A 21,645-nucleotide genomic window follows, 5' to 3' on the forward strand; every position below is an offset into this window, starting at 1 on the left:
ACCCACAGATTCTACGGAGAAGCCTGAAAAGGCTCCGGCTGCGGCAGCGGAAGGCTGCGGGTCACCGGCAGGGCCACCGGCCGCCGTCGAGGTCGAGCGGCATCTCCATGCTGTTGAAGCCCCAGGCGTTCGCCTGTTCGCAGAAGAGCGACCTGTCGGTCATGTGACCGGAGAACGGATCGTCGTACTCCACCTCGAACACTGCCTTGCCGTTCGCCAGGAAGGAATCGACGAGGAGCTCGCACTCTTCATACTCGAAGCACTGCTCGTTCAGCGTCCAGTCGAAGTACGGCCACAGGTCCGCCGCCTGCTCGATGTCGCCCTTGAGCCCCACGGACAGGCCCACCGAGTGGGCGAGATCTGCGATGACCACGTTGTAGGCGAGCTGGTCTCCATAGCTGAGGGGGAACCCGGAGTCGTTGGCGTAACCGTCGACCTCGTCGGGCTCGATGGCGTCGAAGCCCTTGTCCCTGCAGACCTGGAACCGGGCCAGCATGATCGGCCTGAGGACATCGATCTGCCGGATATCGAGCCAGAACGAGCCCTCCCAGTGGTAGTCCGGGTTGCCTTTGACCGACTCCGGGAAGTCGCCGGCGTCTGGCCGATAGTCCTCGAACGCGCCGACGTCGACGTAGCAGATGACCTTGGCGCCCTTCGCGTGCAGCGCGGCCACCGTCTCGGCCGGCGTGAACTCCCAGTCGAGGTCGTAGACCGTGGGAGGCGGTGAATCGATGGGCGCTCCCGTGGGATCGACCAGGCCCATGTCCCTGGGGTCGTCCAGGTCCAGGGGGTGGTCGATCATCCAGTGCCACGACGTCTCGAGCGCCGGGATCCAGACGCCGGGGCCCCCGCCGGCGGTTGTCGATGAGGCGGACGCCGATGAGGTGGACGTCGACGCCGGCGTGCCCGAGCTCTGGGGCGAGCCCCCTGCCCCGCCCGGATCCACGCCAGCGTCGCTGCACGCGGCGGGCACCGCCGCGAGGACGAAGATCAACGACTTGACCACCGCGGGCCACGATCGATTCATTTCAGCCCCCCGTCCTCGCCACGGCACCTCGAGCGCGCGCGCTGGTACTCCGGCCGCGCGGCGATCCGCTCCTGGTAGGCGACGAGCTCGTCGGGCAGCGTCTTGCCGAGCGCGCCGCGATAGATTCCGATCGCGGTGCTCACGGAGATGTCGGCGAGCGTGAGGCGCTCGCCGGCGAGAAAAGGCATGTTGCCGAGCATGCCGGTCGTGAAGCGCAAGGCCTTCTCGATGCTTGCCTCGTGCGCGCGGACCGACCAGTTGCGCTTGTCCGCCTCCGGCGCGCCGAAATGTGCTGTCAGCAGGGCATTGACGGCTGCCCCGATCGTCGCTTCGCCGAACACGGTCATTTGCAGCACGCGCGCGAGCGCCGGATCGCCCTTGCCGGGCAGGAGGGGCGTGGGCCCGTAGTGCTGCGCCACGTAGAGCATCATCGCGACGGACTCGTGGATCGCCACGCCGCCCTCATCCTCGAGGAACGGCACGGTGCCGAGCGGATGCAGCGCGAGGTAGGCTTCGCTCGGCGGAAACGAGACCATCTCGACCTGGTAGGGCAAACCCATCTCCTCGCACTGCCACATCACGCGCAGGCCGCGGGCCCCGCGCGCGAAGTTGTAGACCTTGATCATCGGTGGTCTCCTTGCTCGCGATCCATGGTTCGAGAGGCGGGCAGGCCGCGGCCCCATCTGACCATGAAGGCGGGGAGGCGGGAAGCCCATGTGAAGCTCATCGGTCGAGCGACGCCGGGCTCGCGAGCAGCGCGCGCGCGCGGCGGTCGCGCAGCCAGAGCCCCGCCCAGAGGAGCGCGGCGATGTAGATCGGAAAGAGCGTGTGGCTGAAGAGCGGGCTCCCGACCCGCACGTGGATCGCGATCGCGCCGCCCAGGTAACCGGTCCACAGGATCGCGCCGAGCACCGCGGTGCGCGGGATCAGGTACGTCACCAGACAGGCGATCTGAAGGTAGCCGAGGGTGGGGACGAGGCTGACCGGGAATCCGAGCTGGGCCGTGGCCGCATCCGCGGGGAAGAGCTGCAGCACCTTCACCGCGGCATCGAACGTCAGGAACAGCACGCCCAGCCCGCTCAGGACGCGCCCCGCCCACAGCGCTCGCCGGGACGGCGCCGCGCCAGGCGCTGCGACGCTGGCCGGCGCCTCGGCCCGGGGCCCGGTGGTGAGATCCTGGTCACGATGATGGATGCTGGTGGAGATCGCGGTCATGGGTGCCTCCGTGCTGGGATTCACCCCGTAGACCCCCGGCCCCACCAGGAATCATCGGTCGCCGGAAAAAAACCGCCGCGCCGCCCCTGACCGGGCGCCCGGCCCGGCGGACGCGCCGGAAGGGCAGCCGCGGCCCTGCCGGAAGGGCGCCTGCGGTGACGCCGGGAGAGCGCCGCGGCCATGCAGGAAGATCGAGCGGCAGGCCGAACCGCGGATCATTCGGCCGCACTTCAGTCGCCCGAGGCAACCCACCACAGGCACGCATCTTGCCTCGCAGTGCACCGTCGCCGTCCGAAGCCCATCAACGGGGGTACGTAGTCATGCAGCGGTGGCCTATCTCCGGAGATGCGCGGATCGCCTGCGGCACATCGCGACCTATCCACGGGAATACGAAGATATGCTACAAGATGCCGCGACTCATCCGCGAGAATACGGTGATCGGGCACCACAGTTCGCAGCCTACATGCAAAACGCGAACAGATGTCGCGCAGCACAGCTGATTGCGACGCTGGGAGGCGATACATCGAGGCACTCCCACTTGAGGGTTCACACGAATCGCACCTTCGGCACCAAACTCCGTGAAGAAGGAAAGATCCATCAATGAGCTCCTTGCCGCCGCACCGCCGCATCGATCTCGCCGGGCTGCACGCGTACGCCGACCGTGAGAGTGTCTACCCGGGCGAGCGTATCAAGTTCTACGTGAGCAGCCATACGCCGTACGACATCGAGATCCGGAGGCTCGGTACGGTGGTCGGCGATCGCGGCAGCGACACGATCGTCGCGACACAGGCGCAGCCCAGGCCCATGCAACAACCGGTTTATCCGGGGTCGTACATCCACGCGATCGGCCTCCAGCCGGGCTTCGTGGTGAACCAGATCACCATCGAATGTTGGGTCCGGCCCACGGTGGCGGGCGCTTGGACCGGGCTCGTCACGCAGCACGATTACCCGTCGGCGTGCAGCTTCGGGCTCTTCCTCGACCCGACGCTCACACCGTACTTCTACCTCGGTGACGGAGCCGCGTGGCGGCAGGCCGGCGACTGCGCGGCGCTCCTGTGTCTCACGCCGGGCACGTGGCACCACGTCGTAGGTACCTGGGATGGCCGCACGCGCTGCCTCTACGTCGACGGGCAGCGCAGCGCAGCCAACGGTTTCACTGGATACGTCGCCGGTGGTGTGAGTCCGATCCGGCTGGGCGCGTACGGGAACAACGGCGTTGCGGATCAGTTCCTCGACGGCGATCTCGCGATGCCCGTCATCTACACCGAGGCGCTCACCGCCTCCGAGGTCCTCGGCAGGTTCAACGATCGGGGTCGGACCCCTCCGGCGCGTCCCGCGTTCGGCTGCTGGCCGCTCGACCATCGTGAAGGCGTTCTCGCGCCGGACATCTCCGACGATGCTCGCCACGGGACGATGATCAACAACGGGACGTGGAACATCGGCGGTCCTTCGTTCGCCGAGGCGAAAGTCACGCAGTTCAGCGCGTACGATCCTTACGCCGATCCCGATCGGGGAAGCTCGGTGCGCTTCGCGCGCGATGATCTCCACGATTGCGGGTGGACCGCGACGGACACCGTCGTTATCCCCGCGAACGCACGCCCTGGCCTTTACGGCGCGCGATTTCGGGGCGCGAGCGGCGAGACATGGGTGTCATTCGTGGTGCGCGCGCCCCGCACGCGACCGCGGCCACGCGTCGTTGTCCTCGCGAACACGCACACCTGGCGTGCGTACAATACGAATCCGTTCGGCGGCGAAGGCGGTGACGTTCCGCAGCACAGCTGCTACGCGCCCCATCGGGGTGGTCAACCCGGCTTCCAGCTCGGCCTGCGCATCCCTGTGCCAGCGGCGGCGCCGGACACGATCGCGTACGGTGCCGGGTACCACCATCTGGTGCGCGCAGAGCACTTCACGCACGCATGGCTCGAGGCACAGCGCTATGATTACGACGTGATAGCGGACTCGGATCTGGATCGCGAGGGGCTGCGGGCGCTCGCAGGCGCCTCGCTCCTCGTCCTCGCAGGTCATGCCGAGTACTGGACCACGCGAATGTTCGACACCGTCGACGCGTGGCTGACCAGCGGCGGCTGCCTCGTGTCGCTCACGGGGAATGCGGTCTGGTGGACCGTCGCGTACGATCGCGATCGGTCGATCCTGGAGTGCCGCAAGGTGGGTCCCGGCCTCGGGACAACCACGGACCGATGGGGCGAGAGCTGGCACGCCGCCGACGGGCAACGCGGAGGGCTGCTGCGCGATCGCGGTCGGTCGTGGTCGAGCCTCTCGGGGCTCATGTTCCTCGCGTACACCGAGGCGGCGAGCTCCGCGGATTTCGCGCCCTACACGGTCGTCGACGGCGCGCACCCGTTGTTTCATCAGCCGCTCGAGACCGGCCTACGCGCGGGCGACAAACTCGGCACCGGGACGCTGGCCGCCGTCGGGCACGAATACGACGTCACGATCGCCACGTTACTGCCACTGCGGCAGGCTCCGGTGCCCTACGGTGCCGCCGAGCCCACACCGGAGCCGGGCATCGAGGTGCTCGCGACCTCGACGTTGCCGTGCTCGCGCGCGTTCGACTATTTCGGGCAGATCCTTCACACGACGGATGGCCAGGAGAGAGGCGCGACGAGCCAGGGCGGCGAGCTGATCTACTGGGAGCGTCCGCGCGGGGGGCGCGTGTTCAACGCCGGATCCGTCAACGCCGGCTCGGCGCTCTGGAGCGACCCCGCGTTCGCAGCGCTTGTCGCCAACGCGCTCGCGCGCTTCGGCATTGTGAGCGCCGGGAACGAGCCGCCGGACAACATGCCGTAGATCGGCGCTACCTGATGCGGGGCAGCGGAGGTGACATGTACGAGGAAGAGATAGTTCGAGCCTCAGCTTCGTCGTACCGGTCGCCCTCCATCGATACGTGGCGACTCGTCCACGGAGGGCTCCCAGCACCGCGAGGCAATCCATGAGCATGGTTTATTCTCATCTGCTCGTCCCGCTCGATCCGAGCTTGGTCTTCAAGGCGGAGGCGATGACGGCGTTTCTCGAAGCCGCGATGAGCGCTGGGTTCGTCGGGAAGGACCCCGAGCGGTTTGTGCGGACGGACCCCGAGCCCGTTGGGTCCTTCGTGTTCACGATGTCGCGCGGGATGCCCAAGGCCGGCAAGTACCGCGGGCGCAATCCGGGCTCGTGGCGGCGTCCCGACTCCGCGGAGGAGCTCTGCCATTCTCTGGAGAATGATGACAACGTTCAAGCCACGATCTGGAGCGAGCTCCGACCAAAGCGGCCGCCTCTGCTTGCGCTCGAAGCGCTCCAAGGCGGGGCGCGGATCGACATGACGCAGGCGCAGTTCGACGACGTCTACTACGTCGCGATCACATGCCATCGTACCCAGGTGCCCGTGTCGATGTCCGAAGGCCGCGACGCCGAGGACGCGGCGCTCGATTTCGGAGCGCGCGTGGATCTCGGGGACGTTCCGCCGGTTGCTATCGCCAATTACCCCTACAAGGCCGGGTACATGGAGATCGCCGGAATCGCTGCCGCTCGTTCATGGGTGAGCATCACCTTTGGCAACTACGTTTTTCCGCCTGCCCGGCTCTTCGAAGACCTGTTCTCGCGCGAGGGAGGTCTTCCCTTTGCTGTGCCCGACTTCACGGCGCTCGCCGAGCGATGCCTCGGCTGCGCTCTTCGCCAGACGTGCCATTTTTGCTGACGTGCCTCCCCGTGTCCAGCGATCCGGCTCCGCAGCTGCCCAGCCAGCGGCAGCAGCCGACGCCGCTACGCGGCTGAGCCGCAGGTCGTTCGGCAGACGGGCTCGGTGCTCAGCGAGCTCTGCCCGAAGACGCTGACGGGCGTAAGCAACGGCCCCGCGAAGCCAGGCTCCTCACCGCCGGCGCACGGGGTGGATCCTGCTACGGGCCGTGCGGCCCCCGGGCCGTGGAGTTGCTTCGCCCGGCCGAGGCGGGCGGAGCTTGAAGGGACGGCGGAGGGATGGCATGCTCTCCGTGCCGACGTCGAACGGAGAACCTCATGGAAAGGCGAACCCTCGAACAGCTTGAGGCGGCGCTCGATGCTGTCAGCAGAGATCTCTCCCCACGCGTCGAGGAGCTCGCGCAGAAGAGCACCGAAGGCGCGCTCACCCCGGAGGAGCAAAGGGAGTATGCAGAGATCGTCCGCTTGAACGACAGGCTCAGCCTCCTCAAGCTCGAGGCCGAGGAGTTCTGGACGATGCGCGCGGCTTCGTGACGCTCTCGAACGATGTGCGGGAGACCGTACAGCGGCGCGCCCAGGGTGTGTGTGAGTACTGCCGGCTTCCTCAAGAAGCTTCAATCCTCCCCCATCAAGTCGATCACATCATCGGGAGGCAGCATCGTGGCTCCGACGATATTTCCAATCTGTGCCTCTGCTGCATCCATTGCAATCTGAAGAAGGGTCCTAACATCGCCTCCATCGATCCAACGACTGGGATCCTCGTGGCGTTGTATCATCCCAGGTGTCACTCTTGGCGCGAGCACTTCACGGTCGCGATTGAGGGTACGCTTCAAGGGCTGACGGCCGAGGGGCGCGCCACAGTCCAGCTTCTGGACATGAATGGCGAGGACCGAGTTCGCCTGCGTGCATTGCTATTGCGCCGAAACCGGTACCCGTGAGCCGGCGCAGCGGCACGTGCCGAACACGCCCCTGGTGCCGGCGGCACTCCGCGCCGCGGCACACCGGCAAGACGTTGGGCATGTAATGTAACTGGCGTCCCATCCGACCCACGAGGTCGCGCGGCGTCAGCTCCGAGGGTTCGGAACGATCATCTCCTTCGATGTCCGAGGTGGCGCCGACGCGGCCAACGCGGTCTGCGCCTACCTCGGACTCATTCAGCATGCCACGAGCCTCGGCGCGGTGGAGTCTACGATCGAGCGGCGGGCAGCGATCCCTGGGCAGGAGCATCTCCCGCCTTCTTTGCTCCGGCTCAGCGTTGGCATCGAGGACGTCGAGGACCTCTGGGCCGACCTGGATCAAGCGCTGCGACGGACAGGGAGTGAGCCCTCGGTGGCTTCCGCACCTCAGGAGCCTTGACCCTGGGCATCTTCCCTTGACTTCGCCTGACAAGCCGATGAAGCTGACGGGCGTTTCGCACCCGCAGCTTGTCGCCGCGTTGGGCCGGCAGATGAGACGATCTCGGAGAACAACATGAGCCCCGACGTGCTCGCCATGTGCAGCTGGCCCGACCTCCCGTCGAGGTATGCAACAGCGCTCCGCGCGGTCGTCGCGTTTGTATTCGAGACGTTCGAGCCGCGGGCGATCGTCGCCGCGGGGTCGGTCGTCCGCGGCGCAGGCGATCGAAGCAGCGATCTCGACGTCTTCGTTGTGCAGGAGCGTCCGTACAAGCAGCGTCTACAGCGGTGGTTCGGCGACGTTCCGGTCGAGATCTTCGTCAACCCGGCACGCGCAATTCGAGCGTACTTCGCAAGCGAGCATGAGCACGGTCGCCCCTCCGCGGCGCACATGATTGCCACCGGCTTCCCTGTGTTCGGCGGCCAAGCGATCGACGGCCTGCGGGAGGAGGCCGCCGAGTGGCTGAAGAAGCGCGCCGAGCTCACTCCGGATGAGGACGCGTTCGCTCGTTATTCAGCGGCGACACTCCTGGAAGACGGCGAGGACATCGCGGAGCGCGATCCCACCACGGCCAGCGCGTTGCTCGGTGAGGCGGTCATGGAGATGCTCCGGTACCACCTGCGCGCCGAGCGCGGGACGGTGCCAGGGAACAAGAACCTGCTGCTTGAGGTCGAACGGAGCGACCGTGAAGTCGCCGAGGCGGCGCGTCGCTTCTTCGGGGTCTCCACAATCGAGGAGCGCCAGCTCGCAGCGCGAGCCCTGGCGGACCGCACCATCCGTGCACGCGGCTTCTTCGAGTGGGATTCCGAAAGGGTCCCCGTGCCTGACGACTGACACGGAGCGCCGCCCAGCGAGGGCTTGCTGACCGACGCGTGGATGCGATGGGATGCGCTGCGCACCCCCACGCGGCAGAAGCCGCGTCCGCCCTCCAATGCGTCCCAGCGTCGATTTTCATGGTACTCTTTCCTATCCCCTGAAAGCAGCCTTCACCCTCCAGAGGAGCATCGCAATGTCGAAGGTCGTCGCAATCATGTCCATGTCGCTCGACGGTTACGTCGCCGACCTCAACGATGGCGTGGCCGAGGTGTTCGACTGGTACGCCAATTCGGGGGACGTCGAGATCCACACCGGAGGGTCGGATCCCATGACATTCAAGGTGTCCGGGCCGAGCGCCGAGCACCTTCGCGGACTCACGTCCGAACTCGGTGCCATGCTCACCGGTCGACGCACGTTCGACTTCGCCCAGGGCTGGGGTGGAAATCACGCTTGGGGACCAGCGTTCGTGCTCACCCACGACATCCCCGCCGGATGGCCGCGACCCAACTCGACTGTCCACTTCGTGACCGACGGCATCGAGAGCGCCGTGAACCAGGCCAGAGCCGCCGCCGCCGGGAAGTCCGTCGGGGTCCATGGCGCCGACACCATCCAGCAGTGCCTGAATGCTGGGCTCCTCGACGAAATCCACGTCGACATCGCGGCAGTTCTTCTTGGGTCCGGAGTTCGACTCTTTGACCACCTCGCCCGCACGCCAGCCATCCTCGGCAACCCGACGGTGATCGCGGGCGTCGGCGTCACACACCTGCGCTACCCGGTGCGCAAGGCGTAGTCCTGCTGGCGAGGGCCGTCGAATGAGCGACGGGAGACATCACACGTGCGAAGCTGCGGCAGGCAGGAACAGCCTCATGACGACCTGGTTCAGCGGAGTCTGCGAAACGAACGGCATCAACATCCACTACCTCCGGACCGGAGGCGCCAAGGTTCCCGTCGTCCTGCTCCATGGATTGATGGGGAGCGGCGCCTGCTGGACTCCCCTGGCGCGGGCGCTCGAAGGTGAATTCGACGTCGTCATGCCCGACGCCCGAGGGCACGGCGGCTCGGGCGCACCGCCCCACGGATACCGGTACGACGATCACGCGAGCGACGTCGTGGGCCTCATCCGAGGCCTTTCGCTCTCTCGTCCGGTCCTGCTTGGCCACTCGATGGGCGGCATGACCGCCGCGGTGGTGGCGAGTCGAGGGGCGGCGGTCCTCCGCGGCCTCGTCCTTGTCGACCCGACGTTCTTGAGCCCCGAGCGCCAGCGCGAGGTGCACGACAGCGACGTCGCCGATCAACACCGCCAGGTCCTCGGCTTGCAGAAGTCTGACCTCGTTGCGCGGGCTCGAGCCCGACAGCCGCACCGCTCGCCCGAGATCATCGAGCTCCAGGCCGAGGCGAGGCTGAAGACCCGCATGGACGCGTTCGACGTCCTCACGCCGCCCAACCCCGCGTACCGCGACGTGGTGAGCGCGATTGACGTCCCGAGCCTGCTCGTCATCGGTGACGACAGCCCCGTCGTCACGCTCGAGATGGCAACGGAGCTGCGGAGCCTCAACCCACGCGTGCGAATCGAACAGGTGCAGGAGGCCGGCCACGGCCTTCCCTTCGAACAACCCGAGCGCCTGGGAGAGGTGGTCCTGTCGTTCTTGCGCGAGCTGGCGTAGCTGCTGCGGTCACTCCGGCTCGCCCTCGGCGAGCACGACGCGCTGGGCGTTCTCGGTCAGGACGCCGCGCCCGTGCCACAGCATCAGCACCGCATAGAGCGCCGCGAGCACGCGAAAGCCGCTGAACAGGCCGAAGCGCTGGCCGAGCGAGCCGCCCGCCACCGCGCCGATCAGGCCCCCGGCCGGTCCCGAGAGCGAGAACAGGCCGCCCACCCGGCCGCGGCCGAGCTCGGCGGTGAGCGCCGCGAAGCGATTGACGCTCGTGAGGTGCTGCACGCCCAGCCCGAGCCCGAGCAGGACCGCCCCGATCCACAGCGACGCGACGCCGAGGGGGAAAGCGAGCAGGAGCTCGGTCGCGAGCAGCAGCGAGAAGGCGATCGCGTAGCGCGCAGCGTCGCGCAGCGGCGACAGGGCACCCCCGGCGAGGAGCAGGGTCAGCACGAACACGGCGCCCTGGAGGGTCACGAGGGTCGCGGCCTGGGGCACCGAGAGGTGAAACTCGCGGATCCCGATCAACACAACGAACACGGCGAAGTAGGACATCGCCATCTGACCACACAGCTCAATGAGCATGCTCTGGCGCAGCTCGCGGCGAGACAGGATGATCCCGACCTGTCCGCGCAGGCGCTCGAGGAGCGGCGTGGCCGAGCGCCCGCGGCCAGGTGGAGCCCCGGAGAGCACGCGATCGCCGACGAAGACCGTCGCCAGCAGCCCGAGCCCGGTCACGACGAACACGCCGGTGTAGCCGAGCAGGCCGAGGAGCTGCGCGCCGAGCATCGGGCCCACGAAGAACATGCCGAGCGCGTGGGACGCGCGCTGCCACCCTGCCTTGCGCGGGCCGAGGCGAGGAAGCAGGTGAAGAAACTCGGTCTGGGTCGCGACCATGCGAAACGGGTTGAGCAGCCCGAAGAGGACCACGCCCGCGATGAGCTGCCAGGGCCGATCCATGTGGGTGAAGCCGAGCAGGTACAGCGCCGCGCCCGCGAGGCCGCCGAAGCGGAACAGCGGCCGGCTGCCGTGGCGGTCGATCAAGCCCCCGACCGGCATCGAGAGCAGCAGCATGCCCGTGAACTGCAGGCCGCCGACCAGGCCGATCTGCCAGGGGGAAGCGTGGAGCGAGGCGGCATACAGCGGCAGGACCACCTTGGCCACGCCGTTGCTCGAGCCCGCGAGCAGGCCGAGCACCATGAAGCCGAGGAGATAACGCTGGGGAAGAGGCGGCGAAGGTGTCATCAGGCGAACCGAGGCGAGCGGCCGGTCGATCGGCGCGTTCGTCCGCCGCGCCGAATCGGGTGGTGCTGCCGCGCGGGCGCCTTGCAAACCACGCTCCCGAGCCGGAGCAGGCCCATGGCGACCGCCTCGCCGCCCCTGGCGCCACGGCAGGAGGCCGGCGCCAGCGCGCGGCCCGCCGGCTCTGCTGCTCCAGCAGCACACGCGCAGCACGCGCCCGCTGCTGGCGCAGCAAGGACGCATCGATCTTCATGAGCGCTCCGCCCAGCTCAGCTGTCGAACGGGGCGCCCTCCAGCAGGGCGCTGGCGTCGAAGGGCTGAAAACCCGGCACGTAGCGGCGGCCGTAGTCCGCGAGGAAATTGCCGGCCGTTGTGTGGGGCTTCCGCTCCACGACGCCGCAGAGGGCGCGCCGCAGCTCCTGCTTCATCTCGAGCCGCGGATAGGCCCTCAGGATCTGCTCGACCGCTCCGCGCGGCAGCGCCTCTAGCCCGAGGCCGCCGTAATCGATCGCGATCCCGAGATGGGCGACGGCGACCTCCGGCTCCTTGTGCGGGGCGATGCCCAGGCTGGTGTGCAGCGCGATGGCGTCCCACACGAGGGACGCCTTCTCCCGGGGCAGGCCGCGGTCGACGAGAAAGGCGCGGGCGGCGTTGGCGCCGTCGACCTCGAAGCGCTCGGGGCCGGCGAAGCGCTCGGTCAGGCCGAGGTCGTGAAGCACCACGGAGAGGTAGAGCAGCTCGCGGTCGAGGGCGATGCCGCGCTGCCGGGCCGCGAGCTCGCCGAAGTAGTACGAGCGCATCACGTGGTGGAAGAGGTAAGGGGCCGAGACCTCGCGCGCGAGCACGGTCGCGTCATGGGCAAGGCGCGTGTCGGGGGCGTGGATTCCGGCGATCTCTGTGGTCATGTCGGGGGCTCCTGTCTGCCGGCGAAGGCCAAGCTCCAGGAGGGTGCGCGCTCGCCGGCGGGGCGCCCCGCCGAACTGCCGTCATTTCCTGCCACGCGCGCGGGCGTTCCCGGAGAAGCGCTCCCGGTACTCGAGCGGTCCCACGCCGAGCCGGCGCAGGAAGGCGCGGCGCAGGTTCTGCTCGTCGCCGAAGCCGCACTGGTGGGCGATCCGCTTGAGCGGGAGGTCCGTGCCGGCGACGGCCTGGCAGGCGGCCTCGAGGCGCATGGCCGCGACCACCTTCGCCGGCGTCTGCCCGAGCGCGGCCGTGTACGCGCGCGCGAAGGTGCGCGGGCTCATCCCCGCCTGCGCGGCCAGGCGCTCGACGCGCAGATCGCCGGCGAGGCGGTCCGCCATCCAGGCATGCAGGTCGGCGAAGGTGCCGCCCTCGGCGGCCTGCGCCGCGAGCGGCGCGCTGAACTGCGACTGCCCGCCAGGCCGCTTGAGGAACACGACGAGCTGCCGGGCGACCGCCATCGCCGCGCGGTGCCCGAGGTCCTCCTCGACGAGCGCGAGGGCGAGGTCGATGCCGGCGGTGATGCCGGCCGAGGTCCAGATCGAGCCGTCGCGCAGGTAGACGGAGTCCGCGTCGACGCGGACGCGCGGGTGGCGCTCCGCGAGGAGCGGCGCGGAGCGCCAGTGGGTCGCCGCGCGGCGACCGTCGAGCAGGCCCGCGGCGGCGAGCAGGAAGGCGCCCGTGCACACGGCGCAGGTGCGGCGCACGCGCGGCGCGCGGCGGGCGAGCCAGGCGACGAGATCAGGCGGCACGGCCGGGGCCTCCGGCGGCCCGCTGCCCGGCACGATCAGGGTGTCGATGGCCTCGCCGTCGAGCGCCGCGAGCGGCTCGGCACAGACCGCGAGCCCGGTCGTGGTGCGCGCCGGCCCGCCGGCCGTCGAGGCGACGATCGCGCGATAAGGCGGAGGCGCGCCCGGCGCGCGCAAGGTGGTCGCCACGGTGAAGGCCTCGAGAGGCCCCGCGAGATCGAGCAGCGCGACGCCCTCGAAGGCGAGCAGGACGACGAGGCGGGGCTGGGTGAAGCTCGCTGGCATGAGGGGACAGGGAGATAGATCAAGACGGGCCAGACGGGAGCGCAGCAGAGCGGGAATGCGCTCGACCTCGCCGCCGACTGCGCCACGACGCTCCCGCCGTGCCCATCGCCGACCGGGCGCCGATCGGCGGCCCGGCTTTCCTGGTGATCTCCGCAGGAGTCAGGGCGAGGGCGGAGACGTCAGCCCGGCCTGACGCGCTTGGCCGCAGGCCGGCTCGTGCAGCGGGCGATCCACGCGTTCACGTTCGCGAAAGGCGAGAGGTCCACGCCGAAGCGGGCCAGGAACGGCAGCGCCGTCACGAGCGACACGTCGGCGAGCGAGAACTGGTTGCCCACGAGGTACTCCTTGCCCTCGAGCGCGCGGTCGAGGATCTCGATCCCGTTCGCGAGGTCCTGCTTCGCGCCCTCGGCTACCTTGGGGTTGCGCTCGTCGGCGGGGAAGCGCTCCAGGGTGTTGCGCAGGAGCCGCGTCGTCGCCTCGAACAGCGTGACGTTGCCCCAGGCCATCCACTTGAACGCCTCGGCGCGATCGGCGTTGAGCGGCGGGAAGAGGCCCTTGTCCACGCCGAAGCGCTCGCCGAGGTAGAGCAGGATCGCGAGCCCCTCGAAGATGGGCTTCCCATCCACGACCAGCAGCGGAACCTTGCCGTTCGGGTTGAGCGCGAGGTACTCGGGCTTGCGCTGATCTCCCGCCGCAAGGTCGAGCTTGACCTTCTCGTAGGGGACGCCGAGCTCCTCGAGCGCCCAGTGCACCCGGTCTGCGCTCGTCATGGGGGCGTAATAGAATGTGAGGTCGGACATGCGGCGAGCAGAACTCCGCCCCGCGCGAGGCGCAAGGGGGCTTCGTTCGTCGCGCATGAGCTCGATCTCGGTGGACGGCGCTCCACCTGGTGGACGTCACGCCCGAGGCGCCGTGACCTGACCGAGGTTGGCCACGCTGCCCTGAAATCCGGATTCGTCGCCAGCTGACCGCGACGCCATCCGTACGCACGGCGCATATCCTGTGGAGCAGCCAGAGTTCAACGCAAAGGCGCAAAGGCGCAGGACGATGGAGAGGGCTCGTGGGCGACGTCGAAGCGCTCGTATGCGGTGACCGTATCACGGTGCCGCGGCGAGCTCGTCGCCGTGCGTCGCCTGCACATGGAACGTCTCTTGCGGAATCGAGCTCATTGCGCCGGGCATCGCCGCTCGCCCGAGGTGCATCGGGCCGGGGGACGAGATGGAGCGCGTCTCGATCTCACCGCCGGTCAAGGTCGAATGAGCGCGGAGAATCGCCATGAAAATCGATCGACGTTTCACGTTCGCATTCGCCTTCATGATCTCCTGTCTTGCCGGGGCGTCCGTTGTCGGCTGCAGCGCCGGCGCCGGGACGATGGAGGACGACTTCGAGGTGAACTCCGACCCCCAGGCGGGCCTGCTCGCGCGAGTCGACTACGACGGGGGTGGGTACGTGGAGTTTCTGCGAAATGAAGAGGGGGGCGTCTTCATCGGATCCGTCTTCGAGAAGACAGGGTTCGATCCGCTGCGCGGGATCCAGATCAGCCGCTTTCTGCCGAGCGAGCTGTTCACGCACCTGACGAATCGCCCGGCGCCGCCGGACCTCATCGCCTCGGAACGCGGAGGCGACCTTCTGTCGAACCCGGAGGCCCTGGCGACGCAAGGGCAGCCGAACGGCGCAGGTGACCGCGGACCGGGGCGCGCCGAAGAGCTCGGTACGGCGGCGTCGGCGTTCTCGGCGGCGGACTTCTCCGCGCGCTTCTGCACATCCGGGACCGACCACTGTATCCTGGGTGGCTCTGGTAACCGGAGCATCAGCAGCGGTGGACGCGCCAAGACGACAGAGGGGCACGCGGACGTCCTGAGTGGCTCGCTCCGGCTCCGCGTTCTCCGGAAGAGGATCGTCGGCCGCGATGAGACGCTGGGTAACTACAGCGGCGGCGAAGGCGTCCTGCTCCGCTTCTCCGAGTCGACCCCGGGCATCAACCGGGTGATGCGCGTGATCGTGGACCAGGCCGAGACCGCCTCGTACCACCTGGCGATCAACTTCTCGGACTGACGACCCGAGGTGAGGCTGTTACCGCGCCCAGGCCGCGGCGGTGACGACCCGGAGCCCGGGCGCGCGTTCTCGTCCGCCTGCCCGGGCACGATCGTTCAGCTCGACCTCAGCCCGGTCGTGAACGATGACCGGGAGCGTCACCGGAGCCGCGCGCGGGCGTCACGAAAGACGTCCTCGGCCGGTCGCTACGCGGGCGGGTGCCAGCCCACCTCGGCCCAGCGCCGGCGTGCGGCGACGATCGTCGCGCGGTTCATCCGGAGCGCGATGACCGTTGCTCTACCCGATGGAGTCGCGCCCTCTACCCTGGTTACGTCGACGCTCCACGTGAAGTGATCGGTCCAGCGATGGTGGCGCGGGTTGAAGAGCGGCCGCTGGGGCAGCCATCACGAACGCGAATCGACGGGAGAGGACGAGTTGCGCTTGGCTGCCCATCGCAGCAGCGTGTCCAGCGCCGGGCAGAGCGCTTGTCCCCAGTCGGTGAGCCCGTACTCGACCCGGGGCGGCACCTCGGGGTGCGTGACGCGCCAGATCATCCCGTCGCGCTCCATCTGCCGGAGCTGCTGGATCAGCATCTTCTGCGAGATGCCAGGGATGGCGCGCTCGAGCTCCGAGAAGCGCTGCACCTTCCCTCCGAAGAGGCGGAAGAGGATCACCAGCTTCCAGCGCCCCTTGAGGAGCTCGAGGGCCTGCTCGACACGCTCGGCGGCGATCTCGGGAGTCGCCGGCTCGTCGTACTCACCTCCAGGTGCGTACCCCACCTTTTCGTGCGTTCTTGCCACCCGATGAGCCTAGCCCAACTTTGCGCGCGAGGGGGCCCACGCGCCGGGCCGCGCGTCATCGTCCCTCAGGAGGAATCACCGCCCATGCAAGTACCTGAACCGCTCGCAGGGGACGTCGCCGCGCAGAACGCGCGGAGCGTCGATGCCATGCACGCCTACTCCCGAAGATTCTCGATCGATCCCGCGGAGTTCGCCGGCAAGCGCGTGCTCGTCACAGGCGGCACCAAGGGGGCGGGCGAGGCCATCGTCCGCCGCCTCGGCGCGGCGGGCGCCGTGACGGCGACCACGGCGCGCTCTGCGCTCCCAGAAGGCCAGTCGCCGAACGTCTTCGTACAGGCCGACCTCGCCACGGCAGCAGGGGTGGACGCCGTCGTCCGCGCGGTGCTGGGCGAGCTTGGCGGGATCGACATCCTGGTCCACACCGTCGGCGGCTCCTCTGCGCCGGGCGGCGGCTTCGCGTCGCTCACCGAGGACATCTGGCACGACGAGCTGTCGCTCAACCTCATGGCCGCCGTGCGTCTCGATCGCGCGCTCCTCCCGCACATGATCGCGCGAGGCGCGGGGGTCGTCCTCCACGTTTCGTCCATCCAGCGCCGGCTCCCTCTCCACGACGCGACGATCGCGTACGCGTCGGCGAAAGCCGCGCTGTCCACGTACAGCAAGGCGCTCTCCAAGGAGCTGGGACCGAAGGGCGTCCGCGTGAACACAATCGCCCCGGGATGGATCCGCACGACGGCAGCCGAGGCCCTGGTGAAGCGCCTTGCCGACGACGCCGGTACGGATGAGGACACGGCCCGGCAGGGCATCATGAACGCGCTCGGTGGTATCCCCATCGGGCGTCCCGCATGGCCCGAAGAGGTCGCCGAGCTCGTCGCATTCCTTGCCTCCGACAGGGCTGCGTCCATCCACGGGAGCGAGTACCTGATCGACGGGGGCACTGTGCCCACCGTTTGACGGCAAACACCGGACCCACTCGGCACAACCGAGATGAGGCGGGGGCGCCATCCGCCAGCCTGAGCCGCCGCTGCCGGAGGCTTGCGGAGCAGCCGGCCGGCGCGATGCGCTGGGGCTGGCGGCTGGATGCGCAGGGGCGCAGCGCCGGCGGGGCGCAGTGTGCTTCTCGTGCGCGGGCCGAGGGTGGCTGGTCGTGGTAGAGCCCATCCCCGACGTGAACGGCGCGAGCGATCGCCCGTCTGCGTCAGACGATGCACCTGGACCGCCGGCGTCCGCGCTCGATCGCGGGCGGCTCGGCTCGAAGGAGTGACGAATGCAGATCGGAATCATCGGCGCCGGCTCGATCGGTGGGTCGCTGGCGAAGCTGTTGGGGAAGCTCGGTCACCAGGTCGTGATCGCGAACTCGCGCGGGCCGGACACGCTGCGCGAGCTTGCCGCCGAGAGCGGGGCCACCCCCGTCACGGCCGCGGAGGCCGCTCGCGGCGGCGAGATCGTGGTCGTCACGATCCCCCAGCGCGCGGTCGTGGACCTGCCGAAGGATCTCTTCGCCGGCGTGCCCGCCGACGTGGTCGTGATCGACACCAACAACTACTACCCGGTCCGCGACGGCAGCATCCCGGCCATCGAGGCGGGGCAGGTCGAGAGCGCGTGGGTCGCCGAGCAGATCGGGCGGCCGGTGGTCAAGGCGTTCAACAACATCTACTTCGAGAGCCTGCTCGCGAAGGGCAAGCCGAAGGGTACGCCGGGGCGCGTCGCGCTCCCGATCGCGGGGGATCCACCGGAAGCGCGGGCGAAGGTCATGCGCCTCGTCGACGAGCTCGGCTTCGATGCGGTCGACGCAGGCGGCCTCGAGGACTCGTGGCGCCAGCAGCCGGGTACCCCCGGCTACATCCACGACCTCGACGCGCCTCGGCTGAAGGAGGCGCTCGCCGCGGCCGAGCGAAGCCGCATCCCCGAGTACCGCAAGGCCTCGGACGACTGGCTGCGATCGCTCATCGCGTCACAGAGCCCGAGCTGATCCGAGCGCAAGCGGAATCGTCGGTCGCAGCGGCTGCCTCAAGGACACAGGTTCCTCAGATTGATCCAAGCGTCGCTGATGCAGCGAAGCTTCCCGAGCCGAGGCTGCCACCGATGAGCTACTCGCAGCCGAGGCTCTCGAGCGCGGCGGCCACGCGCAACGCGGAGACGACATCCGTCGAGCTGCTCATGACGTCACGCGGCGCCGGCAGGGCGGCAGATGCCATTGTGCCCAGCAGGTCCAGCGTTCCCATGTTGGTCGCCAGCAGCTGGTGCCCAGTGGAGGCCAGATGAGAGGCGGTTGGTGAAAGCCTCCTCTGGAGATCTATCCGGTAGACGGCATCGAGCTCACGCAGCGCGCCGAGCAGCCGTTCGATATTGTCCGGCGTGCGAGCGTGTACGACGTCCAGATCGAACGTGTTGACGGGGGCTCCCTGGATCACGGCGGCGACGCCACCGACGACGATGAAGTCGACTCGATGCCGGGCGAGCACCCCGAGGAGTTCAGCGATCTTCGTCGGAGCGGGCATGCGGCTCTCGCGCGCGCCTGCTCTCGCGGGCGAGCGTGACGAAGTCGATGTGGGCCTGGAGGGTGGCGACCCGATCTGCTGGCGTGAGGCTCAGCATCCAGCGGATGAGCGTGAGGTCGACGCCGTCCTCATTGTAGACCGGAGGTGCCGCTTCAGGATCGACCATCTTGGGCGGAGCGTATCACGCACGGATGCGACGGACGAGCCTTCGCATCGCGGCGGGCTGTGCCGCACTCCACGCCATCCAGGCATACGGCGCCAGGCGTCTCGCCGGCCGTCATTGCGCGGATCCTGCCCGGTGTCGTGGCCAGAGACTTCCGTGATGGCCATCCACCAGGACGGACCAGATGGGGCGGGGGCGCCATCCGCCAGCCTGAGCCGCCGCTGCCGGATGTTGGCCTCGTTCAGCTCGACCTCCGCCCGGGCGTGAACGATGACCGGGAGCGTCACCGGAGCCGCGCGCGGGCGTCACGAAAGACGTCCTCGGCCGGTCGCCCCCGAGACGGATCCGCGTCGAGCTCTGCGTCCCGGCGCGTCGCTTCCTCGGTCCAGAGGCGCCTGTGCTCCTCCTCGGAGAGCTCATCCAGGCTTTCCAGAAGCGTCTCTGCGAGACGTGCGCGCTCCGCGACGGGCAGCTTCAGGGCTTCGGCTTCGAGCTCGGGCAGGTTCACGGGGGGATTGTACCGCGCGGCTCGGCGGCTGCGCAGGCGCGCTTCCCCATCGGCGGCTGGATGCCGGAGCGTTTCACATGCGCCTCGCGGCGGACGTAGCCCGTGGTTGCGGAACTCCTGGACGACGTGGCGGCGTTGCTCGCCGAGGACGCGGCCGCGCTCGTTCCGCCTGTTCAATGCATCTGCAACCGATCCTCGACTTTTTTCCTAGCTGCGGGGATGGCATCCTGCTGGGCATGACCGTCGAGCAGATCGTCGCCGCCATCCGCGCCCTCCCTGTCACCGATCGGCTTCGCGTGATCGAGCTGGTCGCGCACGAGGCCGCCGGCGACGTCCCTGCTGCAGACCATCCAGCTCGACGTGAGGGCGTCACCTTGACCGAGCGGCACGGCCTGCTGCTCGTCGACGCTCACGCCACCATGCCGGCGGAAGTGTTCGACCATCGCCCCGATCGCGATGCACGAGCGAACCGGATCCAGGGAGACTCGTGAAGCTCGCCTTCGATACGAGCGTGCTCGTCGCCGGACTGCACCGAACGCATCCGCACCACGATCGCGCCGTCGTCTGGATCGACGCGGTGGCCGAGGGACGGGTGAGCGGCCTGGCCACCTGACACGCCCTCGGGGAGCTCTGGTCCGTGCTCACCCGCCTGCCGAAGCCGGCGCGAGCGAGCCCGGAGCAGGCGTTGCAAGTCGTCCGTCGGGTCCGGAGTGTGTACGACGTCCGCCCTGTGGATCCGGCCGTGTACGACGAGGCGATGCAGCGGTGCACCGATCGCCTGCTCTCTTCCGGCGTCCTCTTCGATGCCCTGCACCTCGTGGCTGCCGAGCATGCCGGCGCGGATGCGCTCGTGACGTTCAACGGCTCGGACTTCCTCCGGCTTACCGCTCCGAGCTCGCCGCGCATCGTGATCCCTCCAGATCCACCCGAGGTCACTCTTTGACCCCTGACAGCGCTTCGTCCGGCGTGAGCTCTGTCCGCGCGACCACGCCTTTCTTGCCGGACAATGCGCTCGACCCGCCCGTGGACGCGCCGCTCGTGGTGAGAGGCGACGGGTCCCCGGGAACGAGGCGAGTGACCCGACCGAGGTTGAGGGAACCAAGCCACCGCCTTTGACTCTGCGTGCTCCAGCTCGTTGTGCGGCTGCCGGAGGCCTGCGGAGCTGCCGGCCGGGGCGGTGCGCCGGCGGCTGGATGCGCAGGGGCGCAGCGCGCAGCCGCAGGGGCGCAGGGACGTTGCGCGCCGCGAGGGCTACTCGTGAACCGCGGCGTAGCGGCCGCTGGGGGTGACGACGACGTGGGCCGTGAGCGGGACGAGCAGCTCCGCGGAGAGGTGGCGCAGCTCCAGGGTCATCGCTTCGTCCTCGCGGGTCGGCGTCGGGTCGCCGCTGGGGTGGTTATGGGCCAGGACGAAGCTGTGAGCGGCCATGTCCAGCGCCGTGCGCAGGACGGTGGAGCGGCCGACGTGGAGTGCGTCGTCGGAACCGCGGGCGAGCAGGCGCGTCTCGCGGACGCGGCCGTGGGTGTCGAGCGCTGCGATCCAGAGCTCCTCGTGGACGAGGGGAGCGAGGCGGGGGCCGAAGTACCGCGCCACGCGGGCGGCGTCGGTGAGGAGCGCGCCCCGGCGCGCGCGGGCGGCGTGGTAGCGGCGGCCGAGCTCGAAGGCGGCGGCGAGCCGGGTCGCGTCGAAGAGGGCGATCTGGGTGCGCTCGGCCAGCGCCGCGGGCGAGAGGCGACCGAGCGAGGGGAGAGCGGCGGTGCCGAGGATGCGCGGCCCGACGCCGGGAAGGCCGAGCACCATCTCGAGGAGGGCGGCCTCGGTCGCGGTCTGCAGCTCGGCCGCCGTCTCGGCGGGGGCGTCGACGGGGGCGCGGCTCATCGGGCTCATCGGGGCCACCTCCGAGAGCGGGTGAGGGCGCGGGCGAAGAGGCGGCGCGCGAGGCGGAGGCGGGTGGCGACCGTGGGGCGCGGGAGCGAGAGGGAGGCGGCGATCTCGAGCGAGGAAAGGCCGGTGGCGGCGAGCGAGAGGATCTCGCGCAGCTCGGGGCGGAGACGGTTGAAGGCGCGGAAGAGGCCGCGGGCGACGAGGCGGGCCTCGGGAGAGGGGGCGGCGAAGGCGGAGAGGCGGCCAGGGTCGACCGCGGGGAGTTCGTGGCGGCGGTGGGCCTTCTCGCGGTAGTGCGAGGCATGTCGCGAGGCAATGCCGGCGAGCCAGGGGCGGAGGGCGTCGGCGGGAGGGAGAGCGGGGGACGGGCGGAAGCGGCCGGCGCGCATGCTGCGCCACGCGCCGAGGAGGGTGTCCTGGGTGAGATCGTCGAGATCGGCGGAGAGAACGCCGCGGGCGCGGAGGGTGCGGCGGATGAGCGGGCGCTGTTCGAGGAGCGCGGTGGGGTCGAGGTGGACGGCGGGGTGCGGTGGCTGCTGACGGAGGGGTTTGGACGGGCGGGCGAGCCGGTTGAGAGCAGCGGGACGGGGACGGCGACGGGAGGGCGGATCGATCTCTTGGCCCTGGTCAGGGCGTAGACGTACTGTTTCCATGTCGGACCTCGTGAACGCGGGGTTCGGCCACGCCTCCGGACGGTGCCAGCCGTCGCGGGGGCACT

Annotated in this window: 27 protein-coding genes and 1 pseudogene; 13 read left to right on the forward strand and 15 right to left on the reverse strand. The window is 69.2% G+C overall.

Annotated features, from left to right (window positions below; genetic code table 11):
- Positions 1-61 precede the first annotated feature (61 nt).
- The 3 genes from WMF11_RS41815 to WMF11_RS41825 form a co-directional block, all read right to left on the reverse strand.
- Positions 62-1,027 (reverse strand): endo alpha-1,4 polygalactosaminidase, encoded by a 966-nt coding sequence (locus WMF11_RS41815; protein ID WP_437974742.1) that lies wholly within the window; start codon positions 1,025-1,027, stop codon positions 62-64.
- On the reverse strand, positions 1,024-1,653 hold the full coding sequence (locus tag WMF11_RS41820; protein ID WP_437974743.1) for a glutathione S-transferase family protein: 630 nt from the start codon (positions 1,651-1,653) through the stop codon (positions 1,024-1,026). The genes WMF11_RS41815 and WMF11_RS41820 overlap by 4 nt, the downstream gene beginning before the upstream one ends.
- Before the next feature lie 97 nt (positions 1,654-1,750).
- A complete protein-coding gene (locus WMF11_RS41825; RefSeq protein ID WP_437545582.1) occupies positions 1,751-2,242 on the reverse strand; it encodes a DoxX family protein in 492 nt (163 codons plus the stop codon).
- Positions 2,243-2,842: 600 nt separating this feature from the next.
- Between WMF11_RS41825 and WMF11_RS41830 the strand changes: the two genes are divergently transcribed.
- The 8 genes and pseudogenes from WMF11_RS41830 to WMF11_RS41865 all read left to right on the forward strand — a co-directional run bounded on the left by WMF11_RS41830 (position 2,843) and on the right by WMF11_RS41865 (position 9,813).
- Positions 2,843-5,050: a N,N-dimethylformamidase beta subunit family domain-containing protein gene (locus WMF11_RS41830; RefSeq protein ID WP_437974744.1), complete on the forward strand. Its 2,208-nt coding sequence runs from the start codon at positions 2,843-2,845 to the stop codon at positions 5,048-5,050.
- Positions 5,051-5,375: 325 nt separating this feature from the next.
- The gene (locus tag WMF11_RS41835) at positions 5,376-5,939 is read left to right on the forward strand and encodes a hypothetical protein (protein WP_437974745.1); all 564 of its coding nucleotides are present in this window, start codon (positions 5,376-5,378) and stop codon (positions 5,937-5,939) included.
- 317 nt (positions 5,940-6,256) lie between these two features.
- A complete protein-coding gene (locus WMF11_RS41840) occupies positions 6,257-6,472 on the forward strand; it encodes a hypothetical protein (protein WP_437741843.1) in 216 nt (71 codons plus the stop codon).
- 47 nt (positions 6,473-6,519) lie between these two features.
- Positions 6,520-6,876 (forward strand): HNH endonuclease, encoded by a 357-nt coding sequence (locus WMF11_RS41845; RefSeq protein ID WP_437979385.1) that lies wholly within the window; start codon positions 6,520-6,522, stop codon positions 6,874-6,876.
- Positions 6,877-6,967: 91 nt separating this feature from the next.
- Positions 6,968-7,294, forward strand: a pseudogene (locus tag WMF11_RS41850) (PLP-dependent transferase); the annotation flags it as partial.
- Between the two features lie 114 nt (positions 7,295-7,408).
- Positions 7,409-8,167, forward strand: coding sequence for a nucleotidyltransferase domain-containing protein (locus tag WMF11_RS41855; protein ID WP_437974746.1), 759 nt, complete (start codon positions 7,409-7,411; stop codon positions 8,165-8,167).
- Between the two features lie 175 nt (positions 8,168-8,342).
- Positions 8,343-8,939: a dihydrofolate reductase family protein gene (locus WMF11_RS41860; protein ID WP_437974747.1), complete on the forward strand. Its 597-nt coding sequence runs from the start codon at positions 8,343-8,345 to the stop codon at positions 8,937-8,939.
- Positions 8,940-9,015: 76 nt separating this feature from the next.
- Positions 9,016-9,813: an alpha/beta fold hydrolase gene (locus WMF11_RS41865; RefSeq protein WP_437974748.1), complete on the forward strand. Its 798-nt coding sequence runs from the start codon at positions 9,016-9,018 to the stop codon at positions 9,811-9,813.
- A 9-nt stretch (positions 9,814-9,822) separates the two neighbouring features.
- On the opposite strand, the gene WMF11_RS41870 is transcribed toward WMF11_RS41865, so the two are convergent.
- The 5 genes from WMF11_RS41870 to WMF11_RS41890 all read right to left on the reverse strand — a co-directional run bounded on the left by WMF11_RS41870 (position 9,823) and on the right by WMF11_RS41890 (position 14,314).
- The gene (locus tag WMF11_RS41870; protein ID WP_437974749.1) at positions 9,823-11,046 is read right to left on the reverse strand and encodes an MFS transporter; all 1,224 of its coding nucleotides are present in this window, start codon (positions 11,044-11,046) and stop codon (positions 9,823-9,825) included.
- A gap of 266 nt (positions 11,047-11,312) precedes the next feature.
- Positions 11,313-11,948: an HD domain-containing protein gene (locus WMF11_RS41875; RefSeq protein ID WP_437974750.1), complete on the reverse strand. Its 636-nt coding sequence runs from the start codon at positions 11,946-11,948 to the stop codon at positions 11,313-11,315.
- Positions 11,949-12,029: 81 nt separating this feature from the next.
- Positions 12,030-13,037: a GlxA family transcriptional regulator gene (locus tag WMF11_RS41880; RefSeq protein ID WP_437974751.1), complete on the reverse strand. Its 1,008-nt coding sequence runs from the start codon at positions 13,035-13,037 to the stop codon at positions 12,030-12,032.
- A gap of 179 nt (positions 13,038-13,216) precedes the next feature.
- Positions 13,217-13,837, reverse strand: coding sequence for a glutathione S-transferase family protein (locus WMF11_RS41885; RefSeq protein ID WP_437974752.1), 621 nt, complete (start codon positions 13,835-13,837; stop codon positions 13,217-13,219).
- A gap of 297 nt (positions 13,838-14,134) precedes the next feature.
- Positions 14,135-14,314 (reverse strand): hypothetical protein, encoded by a 180-nt coding sequence (locus tag WMF11_RS41890; RefSeq protein WP_437974753.1) that lies wholly within the window; start codon positions 14,312-14,314, stop codon positions 14,135-14,137.
- On the opposite strand from WMF11_RS41890, the gene WMF11_RS41895 reads away from it, so the two are divergent.
- Entirely contained in the window at positions 14,313-15,092 is a 780-nt protein-coding gene (locus WMF11_RS41895; RefSeq protein WP_437904686.1) for a hypothetical protein, read from the forward strand. The genes WMF11_RS41890 and WMF11_RS41895 overlap by 2 nt on opposite strands.
- A 383-nt stretch (positions 15,093-15,475) precedes the next feature.
- Here WMF11_RS41895 and WMF11_RS41900 read toward each other — a convergent pair whose 3' ends face one another.
- Positions 15,476-15,871 (reverse strand): winged helix-turn-helix transcriptional regulator, encoded by a 396-nt coding sequence (locus WMF11_RS41900; protein WP_437974754.1) that lies wholly within the window; start codon positions 15,869-15,871, stop codon positions 15,476-15,478.
- 147 nt (positions 15,872-16,018) lie between these two features.
- On the opposite strand from WMF11_RS41900, the gene WMF11_RS41905 reads away from it, so the two are divergent.
- A complete protein-coding gene (locus tag WMF11_RS41905; protein WP_437979386.1) occupies positions 16,019-16,825 on the forward strand; it encodes an SDR family oxidoreductase in 807 nt (268 codons plus the stop codon).
- A 313-nt stretch (positions 16,826-17,138) separates the two neighbouring features.
- Positions 17,139-17,843 (forward strand): NADPH-dependent F420 reductase, encoded by a 705-nt coding sequence (locus WMF11_RS41910; protein ID WP_437974755.1) that lies wholly within the window; start codon positions 17,139-17,141, stop codon positions 17,841-17,843.
- Positions 17,844-17,961: 118 nt separating this feature from the next.
- Here WMF11_RS41910 and WMF11_RS41915 read toward each other — a convergent pair whose 3' ends face one another.
- From WMF11_RS41915 to WMF11_RS41930, 4 genes are all read right to left on the reverse strand, one after another.
- Positions 17,962-18,372 (reverse strand): hypothetical protein, encoded by a 411-nt coding sequence (locus WMF11_RS41915; protein WP_437974756.1) that lies wholly within the window; start codon positions 18,370-18,372, stop codon positions 17,962-17,964.
- Complete coding sequence (locus WMF11_RS41920; RefSeq protein ID WP_061613758.1) at positions 18,347-18,538, reverse strand: hypothetical protein; 192 nt, start codon at positions 18,536-18,538, stop codon at positions 18,347-18,349. Before WMF11_RS41920 ends, WMF11_RS41915 begins: the two co-directional genes overlap by 26 nt.
- Positions 18,539-18,818: 280 nt before the next feature.
- Positions 18,819-19,043, reverse strand: coding sequence for an addiction module protein (locus WMF11_RS41925; protein WP_437613523.1), 225 nt, complete (start codon positions 19,041-19,043; stop codon positions 18,819-18,821).
- A gap of 173 nt (positions 19,044-19,216) precedes the next feature.
- Positions 19,217-19,486 (reverse strand): hypothetical protein, encoded by a 270-nt coding sequence (locus WMF11_RS41930; protein ID WP_437974757.1) that lies wholly within the window; start codon positions 19,484-19,486, stop codon positions 19,217-19,219.
- Between the two features lie 44 nt (positions 19,487-19,530).
- Here WMF11_RS41930 and WMF11_RS41935 point away from each other — a divergent pair, with 44 nt between their 5' ends.
- Complete coding sequence (locus WMF11_RS41935; protein WP_437974758.1) at positions 19,531-19,656, forward strand: hypothetical protein; 126 nt, start codon at positions 19,531-19,533, stop codon at positions 19,654-19,656.
- A gap of 24 nt (positions 19,657-19,680) precedes the next feature.
- Entirely contained in the window at positions 19,681-19,986 is a 306-nt protein-coding gene (locus tag WMF11_RS41940; RefSeq protein ID WP_437974759.1) for a type II toxin-antitoxin system VapC family toxin, read from the forward strand.
- Positions 19,987-20,294: 308 nt separating this feature from the next.
- Here the strand turns inward: WMF11_RS41940 and WMF11_RS41945 are convergent, their stop codons facing one another.
- Positions 20,295-20,921: a JAB domain-containing protein gene (locus WMF11_RS41945; protein WP_437979387.1), complete on the reverse strand. Its 627-nt coding sequence runs from the start codon at positions 20,919-20,921 to the stop codon at positions 20,295-20,297.
- 5 nt (positions 20,922-20,926) lie between these two features.
- Positions 20,927-21,580, reverse strand: coding sequence for a sigma-70 family RNA polymerase sigma factor (locus tag WMF11_RS41950; protein ID WP_437974760.1), 654 nt, complete (start codon positions 21,578-21,580; stop codon positions 20,927-20,929).
- Positions 21,581-21,645 lie beyond the last annotated feature (65 nt).

This window comes from Sorangium sp. So ce295 (genome assembly GCF_051527405.1).
In the GTDB taxonomy this organism is placed as follows: Bacteria; Myxococcota_A; Polyangia; order Polyangiales; family Polyangiaceae; genus Sorangium; species Sorangium cellulosum_B.

What these genes read in the sequence shown, in the direction of transcription:
- WMF11_RS41815 (WP_437974742.1), bottom strand. Translation starts at nt 1,027, where the DNA reads ATGAATCGATCGTGGCCCGCGGTGGTCAAGTCGTTGATCTTCGTCCTC.
- WMF11_RS41820 (WP_437974743.1), bottom strand. Translation starts at nt 1,653, where the DNA reads ATGATCAAGGTCTACAACTTCGCGCGCGGGGCCCGCGGCCTGCGCGTG.
- WMF11_RS41825 (WP_437545582.1), bottom strand. Translation starts at nt 2,242, where the DNA reads ATGACCGCGATCTCCACCAGCATCCATCATCGTGACCAGGATCTCACC.
- WMF11_RS41830 (WP_437974744.1), top strand. Translation starts at nt 2,843, where the DNA reads ATGAGCTCCTTGCCGCCGCACCGCCGCATCGATCTCGCCGGGCTGCAC.
- WMF11_RS41835 (WP_437974745.1), top strand. Translation starts at nt 5,376, where the DNA reads ATGCCCAAGGCCGGCAAGTACCGCGGGCGCAATCCGGGCTCGTGGCGG.
- WMF11_RS41840 (WP_437741843.1), top strand. Translation starts at nt 6,257, where the DNA reads ATGGAAAGGCGAACCCTCGAACAGCTTGAGGCGGCGCTCGATGCTGTC.
- WMF11_RS41855 (WP_437974746.1), top strand. Translation starts at nt 7,409, where the DNA reads ATGAGCCCCGACGTGCTCGCCATGTGCAGCTGGCCCGACCTCCCGTCG.
- WMF11_RS41860 (WP_437974747.1), top strand. Translation starts at nt 8,343, where the DNA reads ATGTCGAAGGTCGTCGCAATCATGTCCATGTCGCTCGACGGTTACGTC.
- WMF11_RS41865 (WP_437974748.1), top strand. Translation starts at nt 9,016, where the DNA reads ATGACGACCTGGTTCAGCGGAGTCTGCGAAACGAACGGCATCAACATC.
- WMF11_RS41870 (WP_437974749.1), bottom strand. Translation starts at nt 11,046, where the DNA reads ATGACACCTTCGCCGCCTCTTCCCCAGCGTTATCTCCTCGGCTTCATG.
- WMF11_RS41875 (WP_437974750.1), bottom strand. Translation starts at nt 11,948, where the DNA reads ATGACCACAGAGATCGCCGGAATCCACGCCCCCGACACGCGCCTTGCC.
- WMF11_RS41880 (WP_437974751.1), bottom strand. Translation starts at nt 13,037, where the DNA reads ATGCCAGCGAGCTTCACCCAGCCCCGCCTCGTCGTCCTGCTCGCCTTC.
- WMF11_RS41885 (WP_437974752.1), bottom strand. Translation starts at nt 13,837, where the DNA reads ATGTCCGACCTCACATTCTATTACGCCCCCATGACGAGCGCAGACCGG.
- WMF11_RS41895 (WP_437904686.1), top strand. Translation starts at nt 14,313, where the DNA reads ATGAAAATCGATCGACGTTTCACGTTCGCATTCGCCTTCATGATCTCC.
- WMF11_RS41890 (WP_437974753.1), bottom strand. Translation starts at nt 14,314, where the DNA reads ATGGCGATTCTCCGCGCTCATTCGACCTTGACCGGCGGTGAGATCGAG.
- WMF11_RS41905 (WP_437979386.1), top strand. Translation starts at nt 16,019, where the DNA reads ATGCACGCCTACTCCCGAAGATTCTCGATCGATCCCGCGGAGTTCGCC.
- WMF11_RS41910 (WP_437974755.1), top strand. Translation starts at nt 17,139, where the DNA reads ATGCAGATCGGAATCATCGGCGCCGGCTCGATCGGTGGGTCGCTGGCG.
- WMF11_RS41915 (WP_437974756.1), bottom strand. Translation starts at nt 18,372, where the DNA reads ATGCCCGCTCCGACGAAGATCGCTGAACTCCTCGGGGTGCTCGCCCGG.
- WMF11_RS41920 (WP_061613758.1), bottom strand. Translation starts at nt 18,538, where the DNA reads ATGGTCGATCCTGAAGCGGCACCTCCGGTCTACAATGAGGACGGCGTC.
- WMF11_RS41930 (WP_437974757.1), bottom strand. Translation starts at nt 19,486, where the DNA reads ATGGTCGAACACTTCCGCCGGCATGGTGGCGTGAGCGTCGACGAGCAG.
- WMF11_RS41945 (WP_437979387.1), bottom strand. Translation starts at nt 20,921, where the DNA reads ATGAGCCGCGCCCCCGTCGACGCCCCCGCCGAGACGGCGGCCGAGCTG.
- WMF11_RS41950 (WP_437974760.1), bottom strand. Translation starts at nt 21,580, where the DNA reads ATGGAAACAGTACGTCTACGCCCTGACCAGGGCCAAGAGATCGATCCG.